16 protein-coding genes are annotated in these 18,793 nt (G+C 55.6%); 8 read left to right on the top strand and 8 right to left on the bottom strand.

All coding sequences use genetic code 11. From position 1 onward, the window contains the following. Positions 1-131 precede the first annotated feature (131 nt). Positions 132-2,033, top strand: a complete 1,902-nt coding sequence (locus tag ACT3RQ_RS11900; RefSeq protein WP_444680546.1) for an FUSC family protein — start codon at positions 132-134, stop codon at positions 2,031-2,033. Positions 2,034-2,065: 32 nt separating this feature from the next. Here the strand turns inward: ACT3RQ_RS11900 and modC are convergent, their stop codons facing one another. Genes modC through modA form a run of 3 tightly spaced genes read right to left on the bottom strand, consistent with a single transcriptional unit; the run spans position 2,066 to position 4,651 of the window. After that, positions 2,066-3,178, bottom strand: a complete 1,113-nt coding sequence (modC, locus tag ACT3RQ_RS11895) for a molybdenum ABC transporter ATP-binding protein (RefSeq protein ID WP_444680545.1) — start codon at positions 3,176-3,178, stop codon at positions 2,066-2,068. Next, positions 3,171-3,869 carry a molybdate ABC transporter permease subunit gene (gene modB, locus ACT3RQ_RS11890; RefSeq protein WP_444680544.1) on the bottom strand — a complete coding sequence of 233 codons (699 nt, stop codon included), beginning with the start codon at positions 3,867-3,869 and terminating at the stop codon, positions 3,171-3,173. Before modB ends, modC begins: the two co-directional genes overlap by 8 nt. After that, positions 3,866-4,651, bottom strand: a complete 786-nt coding sequence (gene modA / locus ACT3RQ_RS11885; RefSeq protein WP_444680543.1) for a molybdate ABC transporter substrate-binding protein — start codon at positions 4,649-4,651, stop codon at positions 3,866-3,868. The genes modB and modA overlap by 4 nt, the downstream gene beginning before the upstream one ends. Positions 4,652-4,877: 226 nt before the next feature. Here modA and ACT3RQ_RS11880 point away from each other — a divergent pair, with 226 nt between their 5' ends. Then, on the top strand, positions 4,878-5,288 hold the full coding sequence (locus ACT3RQ_RS11880) for a DUF1090 domain-containing protein (RefSeq protein WP_193054497.1): 411 nt from the start codon (positions 4,878-4,880) through the stop codon (positions 5,286-5,288). A 62-nt stretch (positions 5,289-5,350) separates the two neighbouring features. On the opposite strand, the gene ACT3RQ_RS11875 is transcribed toward ACT3RQ_RS11880, so the two are convergent. Further along, positions 5,351-6,088 carry a CDP-alcohol phosphatidyltransferase family protein gene (locus tag ACT3RQ_RS11875; protein WP_444680542.1) on the bottom strand — a complete coding sequence of 246 codons (738 nt, stop codon included), beginning with the start codon at positions 6,086-6,088 and terminating at the stop codon, positions 5,351-5,353. 306 nt (positions 6,089-6,394) lie between these two features. Between ACT3RQ_RS11875 and ACT3RQ_RS11870 the strand changes: the two genes are divergently transcribed. The 3 genes from ACT3RQ_RS11870 to ACT3RQ_RS11860 are packed head-to-tail and all read left to right on the top strand — an operon-like array spanning position 6,395 to position 9,733. Next, on the top strand, positions 6,395-7,384 hold the full coding sequence (locus ACT3RQ_RS11870; RefSeq protein ID WP_172117306.1) for a zinc-dependent alcohol dehydrogenase: 990 nt from the start codon (positions 6,395-6,397) through the stop codon (positions 7,382-7,384). A gap of 28 nt (positions 7,385-7,412) precedes the next feature. Further along, on the top strand, positions 7,413-7,811 hold the full coding sequence (locus ACT3RQ_RS11865) for a 6-pyruvoyl trahydropterin synthase family protein (protein WP_172117305.1): 399 nt from the start codon (positions 7,413-7,415) through the stop codon (positions 7,809-7,811). Next, complete coding sequence (locus ACT3RQ_RS11860) at positions 7,808-9,733, top strand: glycosyltransferase (RefSeq protein WP_444680541.1); 1,926 nt, start codon at positions 7,808-7,810, stop codon at positions 9,731-9,733. Before ACT3RQ_RS11865 ends, ACT3RQ_RS11860 begins: the two co-directional genes overlap by 4 nt. 271 nt (positions 9,734-10,004) lie before the next feature. On the opposite strand, the gene ACT3RQ_RS11855 is transcribed toward ACT3RQ_RS11860, so the two are convergent. Beyond that, positions 10,005-10,877, bottom strand: a complete 873-nt coding sequence (locus ACT3RQ_RS11855; RefSeq protein ID WP_444640347.1) for a RibD family protein — start codon at positions 10,875-10,877, stop codon at positions 10,005-10,007. A 97-nt stretch (positions 10,878-10,974) separates the two neighbouring features. Here ACT3RQ_RS11855 and ribA point away from each other — a divergent pair, with 97 nt between their 5' ends. Then, on the top strand, positions 10,975-12,081 hold the full coding sequence (ribA, locus tag ACT3RQ_RS11850) for a GTP cyclohydrolase II RibA (RefSeq protein WP_444640348.1): 1,107 nt from the start codon (positions 10,975-10,977) through the stop codon (positions 12,079-12,081). A 5-nt stretch (positions 12,082-12,086) separates the two neighbouring features. Here ribA and ACT3RQ_RS11845 read toward each other — a convergent pair whose 3' ends face one another. From ACT3RQ_RS11845 to ACT3RQ_RS11835, 3 genes are all read right to left on the bottom strand, one after another. Further along, on the bottom strand, positions 12,087-12,854 hold the full coding sequence (locus tag ACT3RQ_RS11845) for a creatininase family protein (protein WP_444640349.1): 768 nt from the start codon (positions 12,852-12,854) through the stop codon (positions 12,087-12,089). 329 nt (positions 12,855-13,183) lie between these two features. Continuing rightward, positions 13,184-15,166: a glucans biosynthesis glucosyltransferase MdoH gene (mdoH, locus tag ACT3RQ_RS11840; protein ID WP_444680540.1), complete on the bottom strand. Its 1,983-nt coding sequence runs from the start codon at positions 15,164-15,166 to the stop codon at positions 13,184-13,186. After that, positions 15,159-16,700, bottom strand: a complete 1,542-nt coding sequence (locus tag ACT3RQ_RS11835; protein WP_444640351.1) for a glucan biosynthesis protein — start codon at positions 16,698-16,700, stop codon at positions 15,159-15,161. Before ACT3RQ_RS11835 ends, mdoH begins: the two co-directional genes overlap by 8 nt. 253 nt (positions 16,701-16,953) lie before the next feature. Between ACT3RQ_RS11835 and ACT3RQ_RS11830 the strand changes: the two genes are divergently transcribed. Together ACT3RQ_RS11830 and ACT3RQ_RS11825 are read left to right on the top strand one after the other, a co-directional pair. Continuing rightward, on the top strand, positions 16,954-17,343 hold the full coding sequence (locus ACT3RQ_RS11830; protein WP_444640352.1) for a hypothetical protein: 390 nt from the start codon (positions 16,954-16,956) through the stop codon (positions 17,341-17,343). A 24-nt stretch (positions 17,344-17,367) separates the two neighbouring features. Next, positions 17,368-18,777 (top strand): mannose-1-phosphate guanylyltransferase/mannose-6-phosphate isomerase, encoded by a 1,410-nt coding sequence (locus ACT3RQ_RS11825; RefSeq protein ID WP_444680539.1) that lies wholly within the window; start codon positions 17,368-17,370, stop codon positions 18,775-18,777. The last annotated feature ends 16 nt before the right edge of the window (positions 18,778-18,793 follow it).

The following is an 18,793-nucleotide window of genomic DNA, read 5'->3' as shown; positions in this document are numbered from 1 at the left end:
GTGGCTGGAGTGAATAAGAGACGTTTGTTGGCCGCTTCTACCCGATTGCTTACTACCGAGCCCTGTCAATAATGGTGATTAGACCTTACGATTTCGCAACCTGTGCTCTTGGTCGTTTCAGACTGAGCATTTTGACGTCTGACCCTGGCCGGGTTCGGCTTCGCTTGGCTGTGCGCACAATGCTCTCGATGGGGCTTGTCTGCCTGGCGCTTCTCCTTCTTCATCGCTGGTTTCCCATGCCTGCGCCAGCCTATGCCGTTGCGATGCTTACTGCGCTTCAAGGAGCGGTGGCGATAAAAGATGCAACGGCTGGCAAACGCGCTGTTTCCCGCATTTTTGCCGCACTCTGCGGCTTCGCCGTTATTGCGGCGATTTCGCTAGTTGAACACTCGATTCTTCACATTAGTGCCGTGCTGCTTGGGGTCATTTTTTGGGCAGTGTTTATACGCCAGTTTGGCGCTCGCTGGCAGGGCGTCGGCGCGTTCACCTTTATGTGCGGTGTCATCGCTGCCTTTTTGAAGGCGCCTGATACGGACCTAATGGATATTGCTATTTCATTAGCGTTATCAGGCTTTATCGCACATTTCGTCCGTAATTTTGTGCTGCCGGAACGGCCCGTTCAGGATTTTGAACGGGCGATACGTGCCTCCCTGCTCTCTGCAGACCGGTTGCAGGCCGGAGTCGCACGTTCGCTGCAGGCTGGAATGGCGATCGACTTGCGTGAAACGACCCGGCTGGCACACCGGGCGCAGGAGGCGACTTTCTTATGCGAAAGCTATCTACCCGCCATGTCAGAAGCAATGGATATCAAATTAGCCGATCTACTGGCGATGCGCCTGTTTGACCTGAGACTTGCTATCGAAAGGGTGCTCGATGACGCGCTAAAAGTCGATCATAAAACATCCGGCCCCGAGCTTGCCGTGCTTGAAAAGCAGCTCACTGAGCTGCGGGATGTTGAAGTAAAAGTGCGTGCCGATGTCGCTTCTATCGATACTTCCTCTTCGGCTTCATCTCCCAAGCGCCCGCCTTCGGTGCCTGCCGCGGCCTCGTCGCCGCGCGGAAGCCTTCTCGCCAATCCATTCTTCAGGCAAGCTGTTCAGGTAACACTGGCATCCGGCATTGCCATGATTGTGGGTCTCGCGTTGTCTCCAGAAAGGTGGTTCTGGGCGGTGATGACGGCCTTCCTGATTTTCTCCAATACTCAGTCGCGGGGTGCTGTCGCCGTTCGTGGGCTTAACCGGGCGCTGGGTACTGCTGTGGGCATTTGCGTGGGTATTGGGCTTGCTACCCTGGTGCATGGCAATCTCTACTGGACCATACCGCTGGTGGCGATCTCGATCTTTGCAGCGTTTTATCTGATGATGCTCTCTTACGCGATGATGACGTTTCTAATCACCATCGCTCTTTCGCTCATCTACGGCATTCTGGGAGAGTTTACGCCGGGGTTGCTTGTCCTGCGGCTGGAAGAAACGCTGGTGGGTGCCTTCGCGGGAATCATCGTCTCGCTTGCCGTCTTACCGCAGAGTACTCGCGAGCAGGCCCGTCAGGCATTTGATCGCTTTCTATCAGCGTTTGAAAAGCTACTGGGGGATATTATCGCCGAAGAGGGCGACGCTAAGCGTCATTCACGCCTGATAGCATCTGTCACCGCGCTTGATACAGCACGTGCGAGCTTCGTTGATGCTGCTAGCCCCATGCAAAGCTTCATCTCGTTCGGAGCGACGCACCGGTGGGCTTATCAGAACTTGAAGTACGCCTCGACCCTGGCGTACGCCGCGCATCTGCTGGAGCGTCGGTTTAGCCAGACTTCGCCAAATGAGCAAGAGCAGCAAGCAATCGCTGGTATTCGCGCTCGGCTTGCCCACCCGGCCGAGAATCATCTTGAGGCGCCCGCTTTAGAGCATCCTGTTCAAAATAACCTGTCGACGTCAGCAGGTAACGACTTAGCAGCCAACGATTCGGCGGATGACACAGCCGCTTACGCGATCACGTTGATACATCAGACGCTGGATCAACGCGAAAGTGAGCGATAGCAGAGGCAACGTATCCGTTCAGCCAGACACACTTAACATGCCGTAAACGACACGCTGCGAATGAGTGCCGTGACCTGCATGCCTTTTGTTAACCCCATCTCATCCCATGATTTACGCGTTAACCGGGCGCGTAAGAAAAATCGACCGATGCCTAAACGTAGCTCCACCGTATAAGGTGCTTCGGCAAGGGTGATGAAATCAGTGATAGTGGCGCTGAGCTGGTTGCGATAACTGGTGTTGGCGGGTGGAGTAAGCGCCAAGGCAATATCGCGGGCCAAAATGCGTACTCGCAAGCGGCTGCCAATCGGCGCTGAGGTGCCAGGCAGTACCAACTGATGTTCGTCATCAAGCGCTAAATGGGTCAGGCCATACGCGGTTTCATGGGCGACGACCTCGCCTTGCAGTAGCGAGGCCGCATCAAATCCCCCCAGTTCATGGGTTAGATCAAAGCGCTGGAGCAGGGCGCCCAGTGTGTCGCTGGCGCGAACCTGTCCGGCTTTCATTACCACCAAATGATCGGCAATCGCCGTGATCTCTTCGGCATCATGGCTAACGTAGATAACCGGAATATCTACCTGCTGGGTGAGCCGGGTGATGTAGCGCAGCAGCTCCTCTTTGCGCGCGCCATCAAGCCCGGTTAGCGGTTCATCCATGAGAAGTAGTTGTGGGTCACTGAGTAGTGCTCGGCCAATGGCCACACGGCGGGCTTCACCCCCTGAAAGTGTGCCGGGCATGCGCTCCAGCAAGGCCTCAATACCCAGTAGCTCCACTATTTCGGCAAAGCGCTGTAACGCCGGGCGACGCATGCCATAGGTTAAATTACCGCGCACGCGGTAGTGCGGAAACAGGCGTGCTTCTTGAAACACAACGCCAATACGCCGACGGTGCGGCGGTACGAAGATGCCTTGCCGGGTATCCAGCAAGGTCTGCTCGCCCAGTGTTATGACACCCTGTTGTGGCCGTTCAAGCCCGGCTATCAGCCTAAGCAGGCTGGTTTTGCCGCTACCGGAGGGGCCAAAAAAACCGCTGACACCGGTTGCGGGTAGGTTGAGCGCAGCTGACAGATGAAAAGCCCCTAGCTGTTGTTCAACCTGTAGCGAGAGCCGTGGGTCGTTGGGCTGATAAGACGTCGTCACGTTAGCCATCGCGTTCCTGTAGGCGTTGTCGGGTGCGCCGGGCTAGCCATTCCGAGGCAATTAACGATACCAGCGCAATGGCAATGGCGATTAGGCACAGCCGCGCGGCGGCGGCCTCCTGGCCGGGTGATTGAATCAGGGTGTAAAGCGCCAGCGGCAAGGTGCGGGTTTCGCCGGGGATGTTGGAAGCAAAGGTAATCGTTGCGCCAAACTCGGAAAGCGCCCGCGCAAAAGCGAGCACCGTGCCGGTTAGCAGGCCAGGCACGGCCAGCGGCAGCGTAATCGTGGTAAACACCCGCCATTGGCTAGCGCCCAATGTGCTGGCGGCGGCTTCAAGCTTCGGGTCAACTGCTTCAAGGGAGAGCCGTAATGCGCGTACCAACAGTGGAAACGCCATTACGCCGCTGGCGACCGCAGCGCCTTGCCAGGTAAACGGCAGCGACACGCCCAGCGTGCTATACAACCATTGGCCAATAACGCCTTGTCTACCCAGCGTCACCAGCAATAAATAGCCGACGACTACAGGCGGTAACACCAGTGGCAGGTGAATCAAGCCGTCCACCACTGCTTTACCGCGAAACTCAAAGCGCGCCAGCCACCAGGCCACGGCAATTCCCGGCGGTAAAATCCAGGCGATGGCGGCCAGTCCGATTAACAAGCTCAGGCGGATAACTTCCCACTCAGCAGGTGAAAGGCTCACCGGGCATCCATGCCTGTATCAAATCCGTACTGTGCAAAGATGCTCAGTGCCTCTTCGCTCTCAAACCATTGGCGTAAAGCAACCGCTGCATCGTTCTGTTCGGCGTCGATCAAGGCAATTGGGTAGGTGATAGGCGCATGCGTTTCGGGCGGGAAAAGCCCCAACACTCTTACTTGTTGGCTGGCTAATGCGTCGGTTTGGTACACAACACCCGCTGGCGTTTCCTGGCGTTCCACCAGTGCAAGAGCCGCCCGCACGTCGTTGCCACGCGCAAGCCTTGGGAGTAGCTCCTCCCACTCTCCTAGCGCTTCAAGCGCCTGTTGGGTGTAGATGCCTGCTGGTACATGGTCCGGGTCGCCGACCGAGAGCCGATCCCGCTCACCCAGCAGCGTGGCGATGCGGGCGTCTTCGCCTGGTGTGAAGTGCTCGGGAGCGTCAGGGCTTGCTGAAACCAGCGCCAAGCGGTTGTACAGTAAATCACTGCGCTTTTGAACATTAATGCCTTGGGCTTCCAGCCAGTCCATCCACTCAACGTTTGCTGAAATAAACAGCGCCGCCGGGCTGCCGCTGGCAATTTGGCGGGCAAGGGTGGAGGAGGATGCATAGATCGGCGTTACAGATACATCATGTTGTGCTTCATAGGTCGCGATAGCTTCGTTAAGTGCATCGGTAAGCGAAGCTGCCGCCGCCACTTGAATATTTGCCGCTGCATAACTTGCGGTAGGCATCACCATCATGAGCAGGGGGGCTATCAAGGGGCGATAAATGGCGAGATTGATCATACGGTTACGGTCCTTGTGCGCATCTTCTTGAGGGGTAATGTAACGCTTTTATCGTGATCTAATCCAGGAAGCGGTAGCCAACATTGGCCATACGCACGGGTGGTGAGCCCTTGGTCATTGCGTCAGCAACGTTTAAACAGAGTGACGACCGCGAACTGCTAGGCATTTTGTGTATCTAACCTTCGATGAGCCAGTATTTATCAAATGAGCTGTTATAGGGAAAAACATGAAAAAAAATATGATTCAGGCAGGTGTTGTGGCCTTATTGGCGGGTATGTTGTTACCACCGGTCGCCGCTGCCGCCGATGATTTATGTGAAAGCAAGGCAGCCGATGTTCGTGAGCAGTTAGCGCATGCCCAGGCTCAGGGTAATCAGCATCGAGAGGAAGGCTTGCAGCGCGCGTTAGATGCGATTGACGATAACTGCACGAATGAAAGCGTACTAAATGATGCAACGGATGAAGTAAAAGAGAGCCTTGCAGAGGTTCAAGAGCGCCAGGCGGAATTTGAAGAGGCGCTCAATGAAGGCGATGACGATGACATTGAAAAAAGGCGCGTTAAGCTGGAAGAGGCAACGCTTGAGCTAGAACGCCATACTGAAGAACTGAATGCATTACAGCAGCAAATTAGCGAGTAAATCATTGGGCGCTATGCTAGGCATAGCGCCCATCAGTAGCAGGGTAAGTAACGTGCAGGTCATTAAAGTGCTTGGCGTCGGCGCTGTTGATAAAGCCACCAAGTGTCGATGCCAAAGGAGTAGGAAAGTGAGAGTAGTGCGCTAAACGCCAATAGGCTCGCAACGAGCGTGGGCGTCAGCGGGGTGAGCGCCAATAGCAGGGCGGATACTTGCCAAACGCACACCACTTTACGGCGTATGCTGGCAAATAAAGGGACTGAAAGCCACGTAAAGTGCCAGCTAGCCACCACAAATAAATAGCGCGTAACGCCAATCAAAAGCACCCACAGCCCTAACGATTCAAGTTGAATTAACCCCACACAGAGCAACAGGATAAGCAGCGCATCCAGCTCCATATCAAAACGGGCGCCAAACGTGCTATAGCTCTGCGTTTTTCTGGCTATCCAGCCGTCCACGCCATCCAGCATCAGCGCGGTGGTCGCGGTAACAAGCCATAGCCAAATGGCATGAGTGAATACATTGTCGGCCAGCGCCCCCGCCACCAACGCGACTAATACGGCGCGCAGTAACGTTATTCTGTTGGCCCAGCCAAGTGCGCCACCCGACCAGAAAATCAATACGAAAAGGCTAATAAACGCATAGGTGCCAAACGCTAGCCCCCAGTTCAAAGCCGTTACCGTCAATGTGGGTAGCAGGCTGCCCAGCCCCAGCAGTAGCAAACTGCCCACCGCTAGTTCGCTGGCGCTGTAGAGGCGGCTCGATAAAAGATGGCTAGAAGCGAGCGTGGTAATTCGAACCATTGTGTCTCGCAAAGCGGATATCCCGCCCGCAGTCAATTGATGGGTGAGCCTGTTTATATATACGCTTCTTATACGTGGCTCTGCGGTTGTCTACCCCATTAATCATAGCGTATTGATGTCCCTGAAAAGTACCTGCGTACATTTTTAACCGTTCTTAAACGAAATTGGCGCCCGCATTCATCGACCTGTGTCTTTTCTGGGCTAAGCTTTACGGTACGCCACAAAAATTTCATACGTTGGCCATGCCAGATTAACGGCAGAGGTGCCCAGCTGATTGGATGAAAACGCGAATAATAGGGAAATGACATGTCGGCGAACGATACGGCCACTGCCTTCTGGGTAACGCGTCCAAGGGTCGGCGAGCTTAAAAAAGAGACGCTCACCAGCGTAGGGGAGGAAGACGTACGCGTACGTGCCCTGTTCAGTGGCGTTAGCCGTGGCACTGAGTCGCTGGTATTCAATGCCCGCGTACCCGAAAGCGAAGTGGAGCGTATGCAGGCCCCTTTTCAGGCAGGTAGTTTTCCCGCGCCGGTCAAGTATGGCTACTGTAGTGTCGGCGTTGTTGAGCAAGGGCCTGCGCACCTGCTTAACAAAACGGTATTTTGTCTCTATCCCCATCAGGATCGCTATGTCGTTCCTGCTTCCGCCGTATTGCCTATTCCTGACAGTATACCGGTGCCGCGCGCCGTGCTGGCCGCCAATATGGAGACGGCCATTAACGGCGTTTGGGACGCCGAACCAATGCTTGGGGAACGCGTCAGTGTTATCGGGGCCGGTGTTGTAGGCGCCCTGGTGGCTTACCTGTGTTCACAGATCCCCGGTGTGAGCGTCACGCTGATTGATATTAACCCGAAGCGCCAGGCGCTCGCCGAGCGTTTAGGCCTTGTCTTTTGTACCCCGGAAAAAGCGCCCAACGATCAAGACTGCATCATTCACGCCAGCGGCCATCCCGAAGGCTTACGCCAAGCGCTAAGCCAGGTCGGCAACGAAGGCCGAGTTATCGAAATGAGCTGGTTTGGCGAAGGGGAGGTGAGTATCCCCTTGGGCGGTGCGTTTCATTCACTGCGCCTTAGCCTGCGCGCCAGCCAGGTGGGCCAGTTACCCGCTAAATTGCGCCCGCGATGGGACTTCCAGCGCCGTTTAATGTTGGCCTTGAGCCTGTTAAACGATAGCCGATTAGACGCACTGATTAGTGGCGAGAGCGACTTTGACGCCTTGCCCCAGCTTGCTCCCAAACTCTTTTCTACGGACAGCGACGTGCTATGTCACCGCCTTCGTTACCCCGCTCACGTTTAACCACTACAGCTTACTATCAGGAGCGTTTATGTACCGTCTATGTGTTCGTGATCACTTTATGATTGCGCATAGCTTCAAAGGTGACATTTTTGGTCCTGCCCAGCGCACGCATGGGGCAACATATGTCGTTGATGTGGTCTTTCAGCGCCCGGAGCTTGATGAGGACGGATTAGTGATTGATATCGGCCTCGCCAGCGAAACGCTCAAGGAAGTGTTGTCACACCTGAACTATCGCAATCTGGATGACGAAGAAGCCTTTAAGGGTAAAAACACCTCCACCGAGTTTATGGCCAGCGTTATCTTCAGCCGTTTGGCCGATGCCATCGGTGAAGGCCAAATGGGGAAAACCGCGCAAGGCATCGCTCGTATGGAAGTCAAACTGCATGAGTCGCATATTGCCTGGGCAAGCTATGAAGGCGATCTATGAGTGAACCACTGACGTTTATTATCGCGGGGGCGCTTGATCAGCGCACCGGCGGCTATATCTACGATGCGCGCATGATCGAAGCGCTGCGTCAGGAAGGGCGCACCGTCGATGTCATCAGCTTATCAGGCCGCTTCCCTAATGCCGACCAGGAGGCTGCCGAGCAATTGGCTACGGCACTAAACGATTTGCCCGAGGCCACGGACGTGGTAATCGATGGTCTCGCCATGGGGATGTTACCGGACATCATTATTGAGCAGGCCAATCGGTTGATGATAACAGCACTGGTGCATCATCCGTTGGGTGATGAGCAAGGGCTAAGCGAATCCGAGCAGCAGCAATTTCATCAGTCTGAGCTGAAGGGGCTTGCCGCCGTCTCACAAATAATCGTGACCAGCCGGTTTACTGAGCGCCGGTTGAAGGCGTTGGCAAACCGCTACGCCATGCCTATAGCGGCTACGGTTAGTGTTGTCGAGCCTGGGGTGGACGTTGTCCCCATGAACGCCGCCCCAGCGCTTGGCGAGCCGCTGCGGTTTGTGTGTGTGGCAACGCTTGTTCCGCGTAAGGGGCAGGATGTGTTGGTCCAGGCATTGGCGGGATTAAACCAGAGAAACTGGCAGTGTGACTGTTATGGCGGTGCACGTGATGCGGCGTTTGCCGACCGGGTAGCGAAGTTGATTGAGGCGCATGGGCTTGCGTCTTGTGTGCAGCTGCACGGCGAGTGCGACGCGACGACCTTAACCAGGACGTACGAAAACGCGCACGCCCTGGTACTGCCTTCCTGGTACGAAGGTTATGGCATGGTGGTCACCGAGGCGCTGGCGCGAGGCCTGCCTGTCATTACCACGACCGGGGGCGCTCTTGATGAAACCTTGCCGGAAGGCGCAGGCCTTAAAGTAACGCCTGGGGATGTAAAGGCACTGACACATGCACTGAGCCGTTTCTGCGATGAACCTGAGCTGCGTGCGTCGCTTAAAGCCGGTGCAGAAGCGGTGCGTGAAACGCTTAGCGATTGGCAGCATGCCGGTGCTGCGTTTGCTAAAGCGCTGAACCCGATCCCCTCTTTTCATACCGGCAGCCAGTTTGAAGCCGATTGGCTCACGCTGCGTGAAGAGGCGGATGCTACGTTTAGAAGCCAGCAGCTTCCTCAAAAAGCCGCTATATGGCTAAGTGAACGCACTCAGACGCCGAGGCTGGTCGATTTAGGGTCAGGCAGAGGAAGCAATATGCGCTTCCTAGCGCCTTTTCTACCGACCCCGCAGCACTGGACGCTCATTGACCATGACGCTGAACTACTCAACGACGCCCGCGACAGCATCGGCAAGCTGGAAAATGCCCAGGCGGGCATTCGGGTAGAAACGCTCTGCACGTCGCTTGATTCGCTTGTTCATGTACCTCTGCAAGATTCGGATCTGATAACCGCATCGGCGCTGCTGGATCTTGTATCGCAAGGTTGGATCGAAACGCTCGTCACGCACTGCCAAGCACGTGACCAAGCGCTGTTAATGGCCCTTAGCGTGACCGGAGAGTGGGGCTTTACCGATGCCGATGATGAGCCGTTATCCGATGATGATGACCACTGGCTACTGGCGCTGTTTATGGCGCATCAGCATCGCGACAAAGGATTAGGTGATGCCTTGGGCGGGCAGGCTCACGAGACGCTGGTTAATGCGCTTGAACAAGCGAATTATCACGTTGAGCAGGTTGCTACCCCTTGGCTGTTGAGTTCGGCTAACCGTTTACATCAGCCTTTAATGACGGCGCTCATTAACGGCTGGGCGGAAGCGGCGACAGAACAGGCACCAGAGGCCGCTACTCGCATTGGTGAGTGGCGTGAGCGACGTACACACTCGGTGGCTTCCGGTGAAGTGGGCATTTGGGTGGGGCATTGTGACCTGCTAGCAACGCCAGAAAAAAGGGCGTAGCCCGATGAACATGCAGCGGATATGGCGCTCTCCTTGGGTTCGACGCGGGCTAATGAGCGCTGGCTTGCTTGTCATGAGCTATGGGGTCGTTATGGTCTGTGCGGCGCGGGCCATTGGTGTCGAGCTTGCGGCGTCGAAAATTTTGGCACTGGCGCCGGTGCTTCTGTTAGCCATGTTAATTCCGCTGTCCCTTGCTTATGGTGTGTTAGTACTGCTTTCAAGCCTGCCGGGCATTTGGGTGGCGATGGATAAACGTCACCGTGCCCAGCCGTCAGGCAAAGGTGGTGGCTCTCAGCACCACGTCAAACAGCGTGTCGTCTCCACAGCGAAACGTTCTCATCGTCGGGCGCAGAGCACTTCCAAGCGTCTCGATAGGCGTCATCTGAAGCCCCGGCCTGCCCGAGCCGATCAGCAGTGGGGCGACCAGAAGGTGCAGGCGATCAATGACGTTTGCTTCAATAAACCGGGAAACCGTTATGCCGCCCCCTTCCACCAGAATGCGCTTCAAACCACACTGATTAAGCAGCGCGATTACATCATTTGGGGCGAACTGCCCCTGCGCATTAAGCGGCAGTACATGGCGCTGAACCCGCGAATTGGGCGGCGGCGGTGTATCCGGCCCCACGATGTGCAGCGTGGGCGCCGAGTCGGTGTGGAACAGCTTAATGCCTGTGGGCACACGACCGCGCGGATCAAGCACTACCCGCGTGGGATGCGTGCCGGTGACATGACGCACTGTCAATTGGGGATCGTCAGCACTGGCCGTGCCGGCGCCGACGATAACGGCATCCACCAGCGCCCGCAGCCGATGCAGGTGAATCAGGCTCTCATGGCCGTTGATGTAGTGCGAGTGGCCGCTCTGCGTCGCAATACGCCCGTCCAGGCTTTGCCCCAGCTGGGCAATCACCCAGTGGGGGCGGCTTGCCAGCGGCACCAGGCAGTCCAACAGGTCAGTGGTCGCCGGTGTTATAGCGTTCTGACGGTGCCAGTTGCCCTCAGCGTCGAGCTGCAATGGCGCCTCGGTTGTTCGGCCTTCACGTATTGCCAACAGCCACGCCCATGCCGTGTCTATATCCAGCGACGTCTTCTTCTCCAACAATGTTTTAGGACCAATGCAGCCACTATGGTGACGGGTGTCGGACATAACGCCTCCACGCTGAGAAAACAGTCTTATCTTGCGGGGCCGTATCGTTCAACGCAAGCGTACGCTACCCGCTGCACCAGGCAATTAGGAGGCCACTATGTATCACATTGAACGCGCTATTTTCGATATTCGCCGTGGGCTGCCGGTTGTGCTTAATACGGGGGAAAAGCGTCTACTGGTACAGGCATTAGAGGGCATTGAGTCGGTCGATATGCTGGCCAAACTCGCAGGGACGCGACCTTCTCTGGTATTAACGCGCCATCGCCTGGAGGCGATGGGCATGTCACTAACGGCGGAAGCAGCCTGTTTGCCATTGGTTGAGCATGTGAGCGAAGATGATTTGCAGGCGCTCGCGGTGGTTCAAACGGCAAGTCGACCCGCGCATTCCTTATTAAGTGGCCTTAAACCCGCAGGACCTGGTGAGCGTGGCGCGGTTGCACTCATGCGCCGTGCTTTGCTAATTCCAGCCGCGCTATGTGCCGATGTGAGTGACCCGGCAGCTGAATTGGTGGCGCAGGAAATTGCTCAAGGCAAGCTGTTGGAAGTTGATGCGAGAGACGCTGCAAAGTGCCTGGCCGGTGCACCGGGTATGCTGAAACGGGTGAGCGAAGCCAGGATTCCGCTGGAAGACGCTGCTGAAAGTCGCTTTGTGCTGTTCCGCGAGCCGGATGGGCTACGCGAGCATGTGGCGGTCGTAATCGGACAGCCTGAAACGCTGGAAGGGGCAGTTCCTTTACGCCTGCATTCTGCATGCCTGACCGGCGATTTATTTGGCAGCCTGCGCTGCGATTGCGGCGAGCAGTTGCGTAATGCCGTGGCGGACATTCAGGCCATGGGGGGAGGTGTACTACTTTATCTGGCCCAGGAGGGGCGGGGCATTGGGCTTGCCAATAAGCTGCGCGCCTATACTCTGCAAGATGGTGGCCTGGACACCATGGATGCTGACCAGGTGCTGGGGTTTGGTGACGACGAGCGCCAGTACGCCGTGGCGGTGGACATGCTTAATGCGCTGAAGATCTCTCAAGTGCAGCTACTGACGAATAATCCATTGAAGATCGCTGCCCTGCGTGAAGGCGGGATTGAGGTGGTATCACGTCAAGCACTTTATGGGAGCGTCACCGACCAGAATCATCGCTACCTGAGTGCAAAAGCCAATCGAGCCGGTCATCTTTTCGGCGACGTATTAGGCCGACATGGGCGCTAACGCACTTAAAACGCAGGCAGCCGAGCTGTTTCCGTGATCACGGTTGCCAGTTGCTCAGCGTAATGGTGTACCAGACGCTCACCCAATGCCGACGTGGCTTGGTGGGCATCACCGGCCACGCCGTGCTGGCTTAAGTCCTCGGCAAGCCAGGCAAATGCGGCGGCCCCTTCCGGGCCTACCAGTCGGCAATTTTCTAACGTGCCGAGCGGGGCAGCCTGATAGTTGTCCAGATTGACGGTGGTTGGCGCCAGGTATTGCATCATGGCGGTTTCAAGCAGCCCGCCGTGTAATCCATAACGCAGCTCTTGGGCATCAACCGCACCTTCAAGCGGTGGGAGCCGTGTATACGTCGCTTTAACGACGCGCATATTAAACTGCTGGCGTAGGGTGAGCGCGGCCAGCTCCATAATGGCTTTATTGCCGCCATGGCTGTTGATGAGTACCAGCCGGTTGATGCCCGCCTGAGCGACGCATTTCCCATACGCTTCAAGTGTGGCAATCGCGAGCGACGCAGGAAGGCTAAGCGTGCCAGAGAAGTTAGCGTGCTCGTCGCTTGCGCCCACCGCAATAGAGGGTAAGCAAACGACCTCTAGAGCGGGGTCAAGAACGCTCAGCATAGCAGCCTGCAGTCCTTCGCCAATAATCAGGTCCGTGCCTAACGGTAGGTGTGTGCCGTGCTGCTCAATCGCGCCCAGCACTAAAACGGCGACAGGGTCGCGCTCGGCGACCCCCGCTAACTCGGGAACACTAAGCGCTTGCCAATCGTAAATCATAAATCCTGAATTCCTGGCGTAAGCTCCTTGTAACGGAGCTAGGTATGGAGGGTGTGATAGCCGGTCCTGATCAACGTTGTAGTAAACACGTTTTTGTAACCATAGTGCGCCTGCGCTTGAAACCACAGCGCTGTTGGCAGGTTAGGTCGAAAATTAACGTTTGAAAAGCTGTCACATACCATCACCCGCTATGGGCACGCGCCAGTAGGGGGTGATCCACTCGGCAGGCATGCAGGTCGCCCGAGGTAGGCCATCTGCACCTGTGGCTAACCTCAGGCTACGTTAAACCAGCATCGAACTGCTTAGCCGATGTGCTAGCTGGCCAAGCATTAATGAGGCTCCTTCGTCTGGGCAGCCGGGGACGACGGCGCGTGGACGCTAAACTGGTTTAGCGACTGAGGCGGCATCTCGCCAGACAATTCAGAAGGCAGCGCATTAAGAACATACGGAGAACCATCGGCCATGGCAGGCAAGATTGAACTGTCGCGCGCCATAAGGGTGTTAAATTCATCCAGCAAAGATGGGCTCAAACTCGTGCTAGGCGTTTTTAGCAGCCCTAAGCGCTGATTGATAACGCCGCCCCACGTGCTGCTACTGGAGTACTTGATGATCGGGACTGCCAACAGCAGGCCTAGCCATACCGGCGATAGCCATCCAAAGGCTGAGGCGGAAAACAGCATGACAGCTCCCGCCCAGGCAAGGCCACATAGCGTCATCCAGCCAGCATGCTGCCAAACTTCTCCCCAAGGTAAAGAGCGCTCGCCTCGGGGTTGGGTTTGCCACTCAATAGAGCGCCCTAGCAGCACAGTGATAATAAATAGGCTGTGCCATGCCATCATCAAGGGTGCAATCAACGCGGCAAAGAGTATTTCCAATACCATGCTGGTGAATAGCTTAAGCCTGCCACCAAAAGCATGAGGACACTGTCCGAGTGCCAGTAAAAACCCCAGAAACTTGGGTGCCAGCAGCATCCCCAAGGTAATGGTCAGTAGCCCTACGGATAACGATTTGGGCAGCATTTGCTCTGTCGGCTCATCAATCGCCTGGTAGCCGACCAGAAGGCTCGTACACACCAGCAGAGCGAGCCACACAAGCGATGATAAATAGGCAAAGGCGCCGAAGAAAAAATGTAGCCGACTGATGGGATGAAAGCCCGCGCCCGTTAGCAAACGTAGATGCTGTAAATTTCCCTGCAGCCAACGACGATCACGCTTGGCAAAGTCGAGCATATTGCTGGGCATGGCCTCAAAGCTGTTATGAGAGGCGCTGGCATACGGGTCATGACGTGAAACGGCGGTGGTGGCCGTAGTATCAAGAAGTACCTGCCAGCCACTTCTTTTTAACAGGGCTGCCTCCACGAAATCGTGGCTAAGAATTTCTCCGCCAAGTGGCGGTTTGCCGGGAATGGTAGGCAAGCCTGCGCTGGCCATAAAGGCGCGCGTGCGCACAATGGCGTTATGCCCCCAGTAGTTGGCAGCATCGCCTTGCCAGAAGCTTTGGCCTGCGGCCAGCATCGGGCTGTAAAGTGCAGAGGCAAACTGGGTGAAAAGGCCAAACAGCGTGCGCTGACCAACCGGAATCGGCACGGTTTGAATCAAGCCGACACTGGGCTCGCGCTGCATGCGGTGAACTAGCGTTAACAGCGTCTCGCCACTCATCAGGCTATCCGCATCCAGAACCACCATATAGTCGTAGCGGCGTCCCCAGCGGCAGCAAAAATCGGCAATATTACCTGCCTTACGCTCATGGTTGTTTTCTCGACGACGGTAGTGAACCGCCAGCTGACCGGCAAGGCGCTGCTGAAGTGCTGCCACGTGGGCGGCCTCTTCCTGGGCTTTGTCGAGGTCCTGCGTATCACTCAGAATAAAGACGTCGAAGTGTTCGCTTAAGGGTGTCTCAGGAGGGTTCGAGGAGGTGTGTGCCTGCTCAATTAGCGAGCGACAGGTCGCTTCGAGGCCTGCAATAGTGGGGATGGGAGGTTCTGCATAAATCGGCATGACCAGCGCTGTTTTACTCACCAGTAAATTGCCGTTAGGCGAAAGCGGCACTTGCCGACGCAGGCTTAAGGGATCTAGCCGCAGGGCGCACACAATAAAACCGAACACAGCACCCCAAAACGCCAAGGCGATCCAGCTAAACGTTAGTGCAAACAGTACCAGCATGGTGATTTGCCAGCCTATTTCCAAAAAGGAAATAACCTTGAACATCGCCACACAGCCAGCAATGCTGGAGCTGATGACGAGCACGGCCAGCAATGCGCGACGAAAGGCCAACCACGGAATCAACGGGGTAAGTTCAATAGATTTACGCATCGGGATACCACACATAGTTCCAGGTTTCGCTAATGGGCTGGTTATTGAGCATTAAACGCAGGCGGATATCAGTTGGCTCATTTCCCGGGGGAACTCGAAAGCTGGCGCGCCACATGTTATCGGGGAGCGGCATAACATGGGGCTGCGTGACGTTGCCGGTTTGGGTGCTAATGTCGAGTTCGACGGGTTGATCTGGGGCAATGCCATCAAGCGCACCGCCTTGAAAATCGACAACAAACTGGCGCTCTACTGTAGCGCCTTCACTGGCGCTTCCCTCAATGGTGGCCTTGCCATGACGGGTGCGAATGGCTCGGCCTACGGCGTGGTCCTGGGCATCATTGAGTGTGTAGGTGTGATAATGAAGGTGGCGTGAGTCCCCAGCGTTAAGCGGCTCATCGTCGACCCAATAGGCAACAATATTGTCGTGGGTTTCATCCGGAGTGGGTATTTCTACTAGTTCAACATGACCTGCGCCCCATGCATCAATAGGCGCTACCCATTGGCTGGGCCGTTGATGGTAATGCGCTTCCATATCCAAATAGCGGCTAAAGTCGCGCTCACGCTGCATCAGCCCAAAACCGTGGGGGGCGTTATCCACAAAGCTTGAAATATGTGTTTCTTGAGGATTACTGAGCGGGCGCCAAATCCATTCATCAGCGCCTGTATGTATCAATAATCCATCAGAGTCGTGTACCTGTGGCCGAAAATCATCAAACCTTTCATGGCTAGACTCGCCAAATGTGTACATGCTGGTAAGCGGAGCTATGCCTAGCTTGGCAACATCGTGACGGGCAAATAGCTCGGCTTCTATCTCGGCATCGGTTTGTTCACCTGGGCGCAGCGTTATGCGGTAAGCACCGCTTAACGATGGACTGTCGAGCAGCGCGAGTAGCGTGATTTCATCGGCATCTTCGCTTGGTTTATAGAGCCAAAACTCCCGAAAGGCTGGAAACTCTTCCTTTTCAGATGACGCTGTGTCGATCGCTAATCCTCGCGTTGATAATCCGTAGGTTTGACTCTGGCCCACCAGGCGGAAATAGCTGGCGCCTAAAAAGACCGCGAACTCATCCGCGTAATCGTCATTGTTGAGGGGATAGTGCAGCCGAAATCCGGCATGGCCACTGCCGGTTAAATCCTGCTCAAGAAGCGCCTCGGCATTGTCATCGTACTGAAAATCATCGCTGGAGAAGGGCAGCGGGGTGGCGTCATCGCCCTCAATGATGTTCAGCGTGATAGGCGTTTGAAAAATAAACCCGCTATGAAATAACTGTAAATTGAAGGGGCTTTCATCACGCCAGTAGGCTTGGTCGGGCGAAAAGCGGATTTGTCGATAGGTGTCGTAATCAATCTCTTTTAGGGCCGAGGGTAGTGATTCTTCAGGCGCTTGATACGCCTGTTCAGCAAGCTGTTTAGCCTGCTCAATGACCGCATTGAAATGGTCATCTGTGTGGGCACTGGTTGGCAATGTCGTAAAGCAGCCAAGCAGTAATATCCACTTTCCGATCTCCGGACTCTTCAACGTCGTACAGCGCATAGGCGAGTTCCTTTCGACGGCTGACTAAAACAGGGTGAGCTAACATTACTATCAGTATGTTTAAACAAATTTTGTACACTAAATCCTTTATGCACACCGTTCATCTAACGTATGGTCGCCAACATGGGTAATGCCGCCACTTACACGGCATTTGGACGCCCGCTTAACGTATATGTAGACCTGCCGTTGTTGCGCTCAATCTTTCACTTGCTAGTAGGTAATGTAGGCCAAATATGGGCATTTTGCGCGATGCTTGCAGGCGCGCTGGGCTATTTTTGCGCCTTGGGAACAGGCGAGTGACCCACCGGAGGTGGTCTGGCAGGATAGTGAGCGGATACGTGATCATGACGCTTGGTCTGTCGACTACGCTGTAGAGGTGACCGGGCGTTGGGCGAAACGTGTGGCAGACGATAAAACGTTGTTGATTGTGCTTGGCGATCATCAGCCAGCACCGCTTATTACCGGTGACGATGCCAGTGCGGCAGTACCGGTGCATATTATTAGCGGTGACCCTGCGTTATTGGCGCCTTTTCGCACGTATGGATTTGTGGAGGGCACGCTGCCGTCATTGGATAATCCTGAAAAGACTGCGCGAATGAGCCAGCTTCGCCACTGGTTACGGGAAGCATTTGGCCGCCGGTAACACTTTGCCTACAAGGACGAGACTATGATTCAGCCGGTGATTCTGTGCGGGGGAAGCGGCACGCGGCTGTGGCCGCTTTCACGCGAGCAAATGCCCAAACAGTTTTTGCGCTTAACCTCGACGAAGAGCCTGCTTCAGCAAACGCTGGATCGCTTGGAGGGGATAAGTACGACACCGCCGTTTATTATGGGCCATCAGGCGCACCGGTTCCTTATGGCTGAGCAACTGCGTGAAGCGAACCAAGCGGGGCGTATTGTGCTAGAGCCAGAAGGGCGTAACACAGCGCCTGCGATTGCCTGTGCGGCGTTGTTAGCCAAGGGCGCAGGAGACGATCCGCTGCTGTTGGTCTTGCCGGCGGATCATGTCATTGGCGATGTGAGCGCTTTTCAACAAAGCGTCGAGTGGGCCGTGCCCTTGGCAGAGCAGGGCTATTTAGTCACCTTTGGCGTTGTGCCTACGCATCCTGAAACGGGATACGGCTATATCGCCTGTGGTGATGCATTGGAAAAGGGCTATCAGCTCGCCTCGTTTATTGAAAAACCGAATGCAGAGCGCGCCGCTCAACTGCTTGAACAAGGCGATACGCTTTGGAACAGCGGCATGTTTTTGCTACGCGCTTCGACATATCTTGAGCAGCTGGCAGACCTTCAACCCGAGATGCTGTCTGCCTGCCGGGCCGCTGTTGATGGCGCTCACAGCGATCTGGATTTTCTAAGGCTCGCCGAAGCGCCGTTTCAGTGCTGCCCTGCCAATTCGATTGATTATGCCGTCATGGAGCACTGCCGTTTTGCGGCCGTCATCCCCCTTGATGCTCAGTGGAGCGATGTAGGCAGTTTCGATGCGCTTTGGGAGATGGCCGCGGCGGATGAAGCGGGCAATGTGGTGCAAGGTGATGCGCTGTTGCACTCGACTACGAATTCACTCGTGATGGCCGAACACCGCCTGGTGACCACGCTGGGTGTTAACGACTTGCTTGTGATTGAAACCCCTGACAGCGTGCTGGTGGCGCATCGGGACCAGGCCCAGCACATAAAACAATTAGTGGCGGTGTTAGCCAGTAAAGGGCGCCGCGAGCTTCAGTCAGCGCCCCAGGTACATCGCCCCTGGGGTGACTTTCAAGCAATTGATAGTGGTGAGCGCTACCAGGTTAAGCATATTACGGTGAAACCCGGCGGCCGACTCTCCCTTCAACGCCACCATCATCGCGCCGAGCATTGGGTCGTGGTAAGCGGAACGGCACAGGTAACCGTGGGAGAGCGCAGCTTCTTAGTCAGTGAAAATCAATCGACCTATATTCCGATTGGCACACTTCACCGCTTAGAGAACCCCGGTAAAATCCCGTTAGAGCTGATTGAGGTTCAGTCGGGTGCCTATCTGGGGGAAGACGATATCGAAAGGCTCGATGATGTCTATGCACGCCATAACGATGAGTAGGTGCTGATAAGGTCTA

This window comes from Halomonas sp. AOP43-D1-4 (assembly GCF_052446175.1).
Lineage (GTDB): Bacteria > Pseudomonadota > Gammaproteobacteria > Pseudomonadales > Halomonadaceae > Vreelandella > Vreelandella citrativorans.
Note: the sequence above shows the minus strand (reverse complement) of the source record. Positions and strands in the feature narration are given on the sequence as shown.

Coding starts and splice junctions, on each gene's coding strand:
- ACT3RQ_RS11870 (WP_172117306.1), top strand. CDS start 6,395: ATGTCGGCGAACGATACGGCCACTGCCTTCTGGGTAACGCGTCCAAGG.
- ACT3RQ_RS11880 (WP_193054497.1), top strand. CDS start 4,878: ATGAAAAAAAATATGATTCAGGCAGGTGTTGTGGCCTTATTGGCGGGT.
- ACT3RQ_RS11835 (WP_444640351.1), bottom strand. CDS start 16,700: ATGCGCTGTACGACGTTGAAGAGTCCGGAGATCGGAAAGTGGATATTA.
- mdoH (WP_444680540.1), bottom strand. CDS start 15,166: ATGCGTAAATCTATTGAACTTACCCCGTTGATTCCGTGGTTGGCCTTT.
- ACT3RQ_RS11860 (WP_444680541.1), top strand. CDS start 7,808: ATGAGTGAACCACTGACGTTTATTATCGCGGGGGCGCTTGATCAGCGC.
- ACT3RQ_RS11845 (WP_444640349.1), bottom strand. CDS start 12,854: ATGATTTACGATTGGCAAGCGCTTAGTGTTCCCGAGTTAGCGGGGGTC.
- ACT3RQ_RS11875 (WP_444680542.1), bottom strand. CDS start 6,088: ATGGTTCGAATTACCACGCTCGCTTCTAGCCATCTTTTATCGAGCCGC.
- ACT3RQ_RS11825 (WP_444680539.1), top strand. CDS start 17,368: ATGATTCAGCCGGTGATTCTGTGCGGGGGAAGCGGCACGCGGCTGTGG.
- modC (WP_444680545.1), bottom strand. CDS start 3,178: ATGGCTAACGTGACGACGTCTTATCAGCCCAACGACCCACGGCTCTCG.
- ACT3RQ_RS11855 (WP_444640347.1), bottom strand. CDS start 10,877: ATGTCCGACACCCGTCACCATAGTGGCTGCATTGGTCCTAAAACATTG.
- modA (WP_444680543.1), bottom strand. CDS start 4,651: ATGATCAATCTCGCCATTTATCGCCCCTTGATAGCCCCCCTGCTCATG.
- ACT3RQ_RS11865 (WP_172117305.1), top strand. CDS start 7,413: ATGTACCGTCTATGTGTTCGTGATCACTTTATGATTGCGCATAGCTTC.
- ribA (WP_444640348.1), top strand. CDS start 10,975: ATGTATCACATTGAACGCGCTATTTTCGATATTCGCCGTGGGCTGCCG.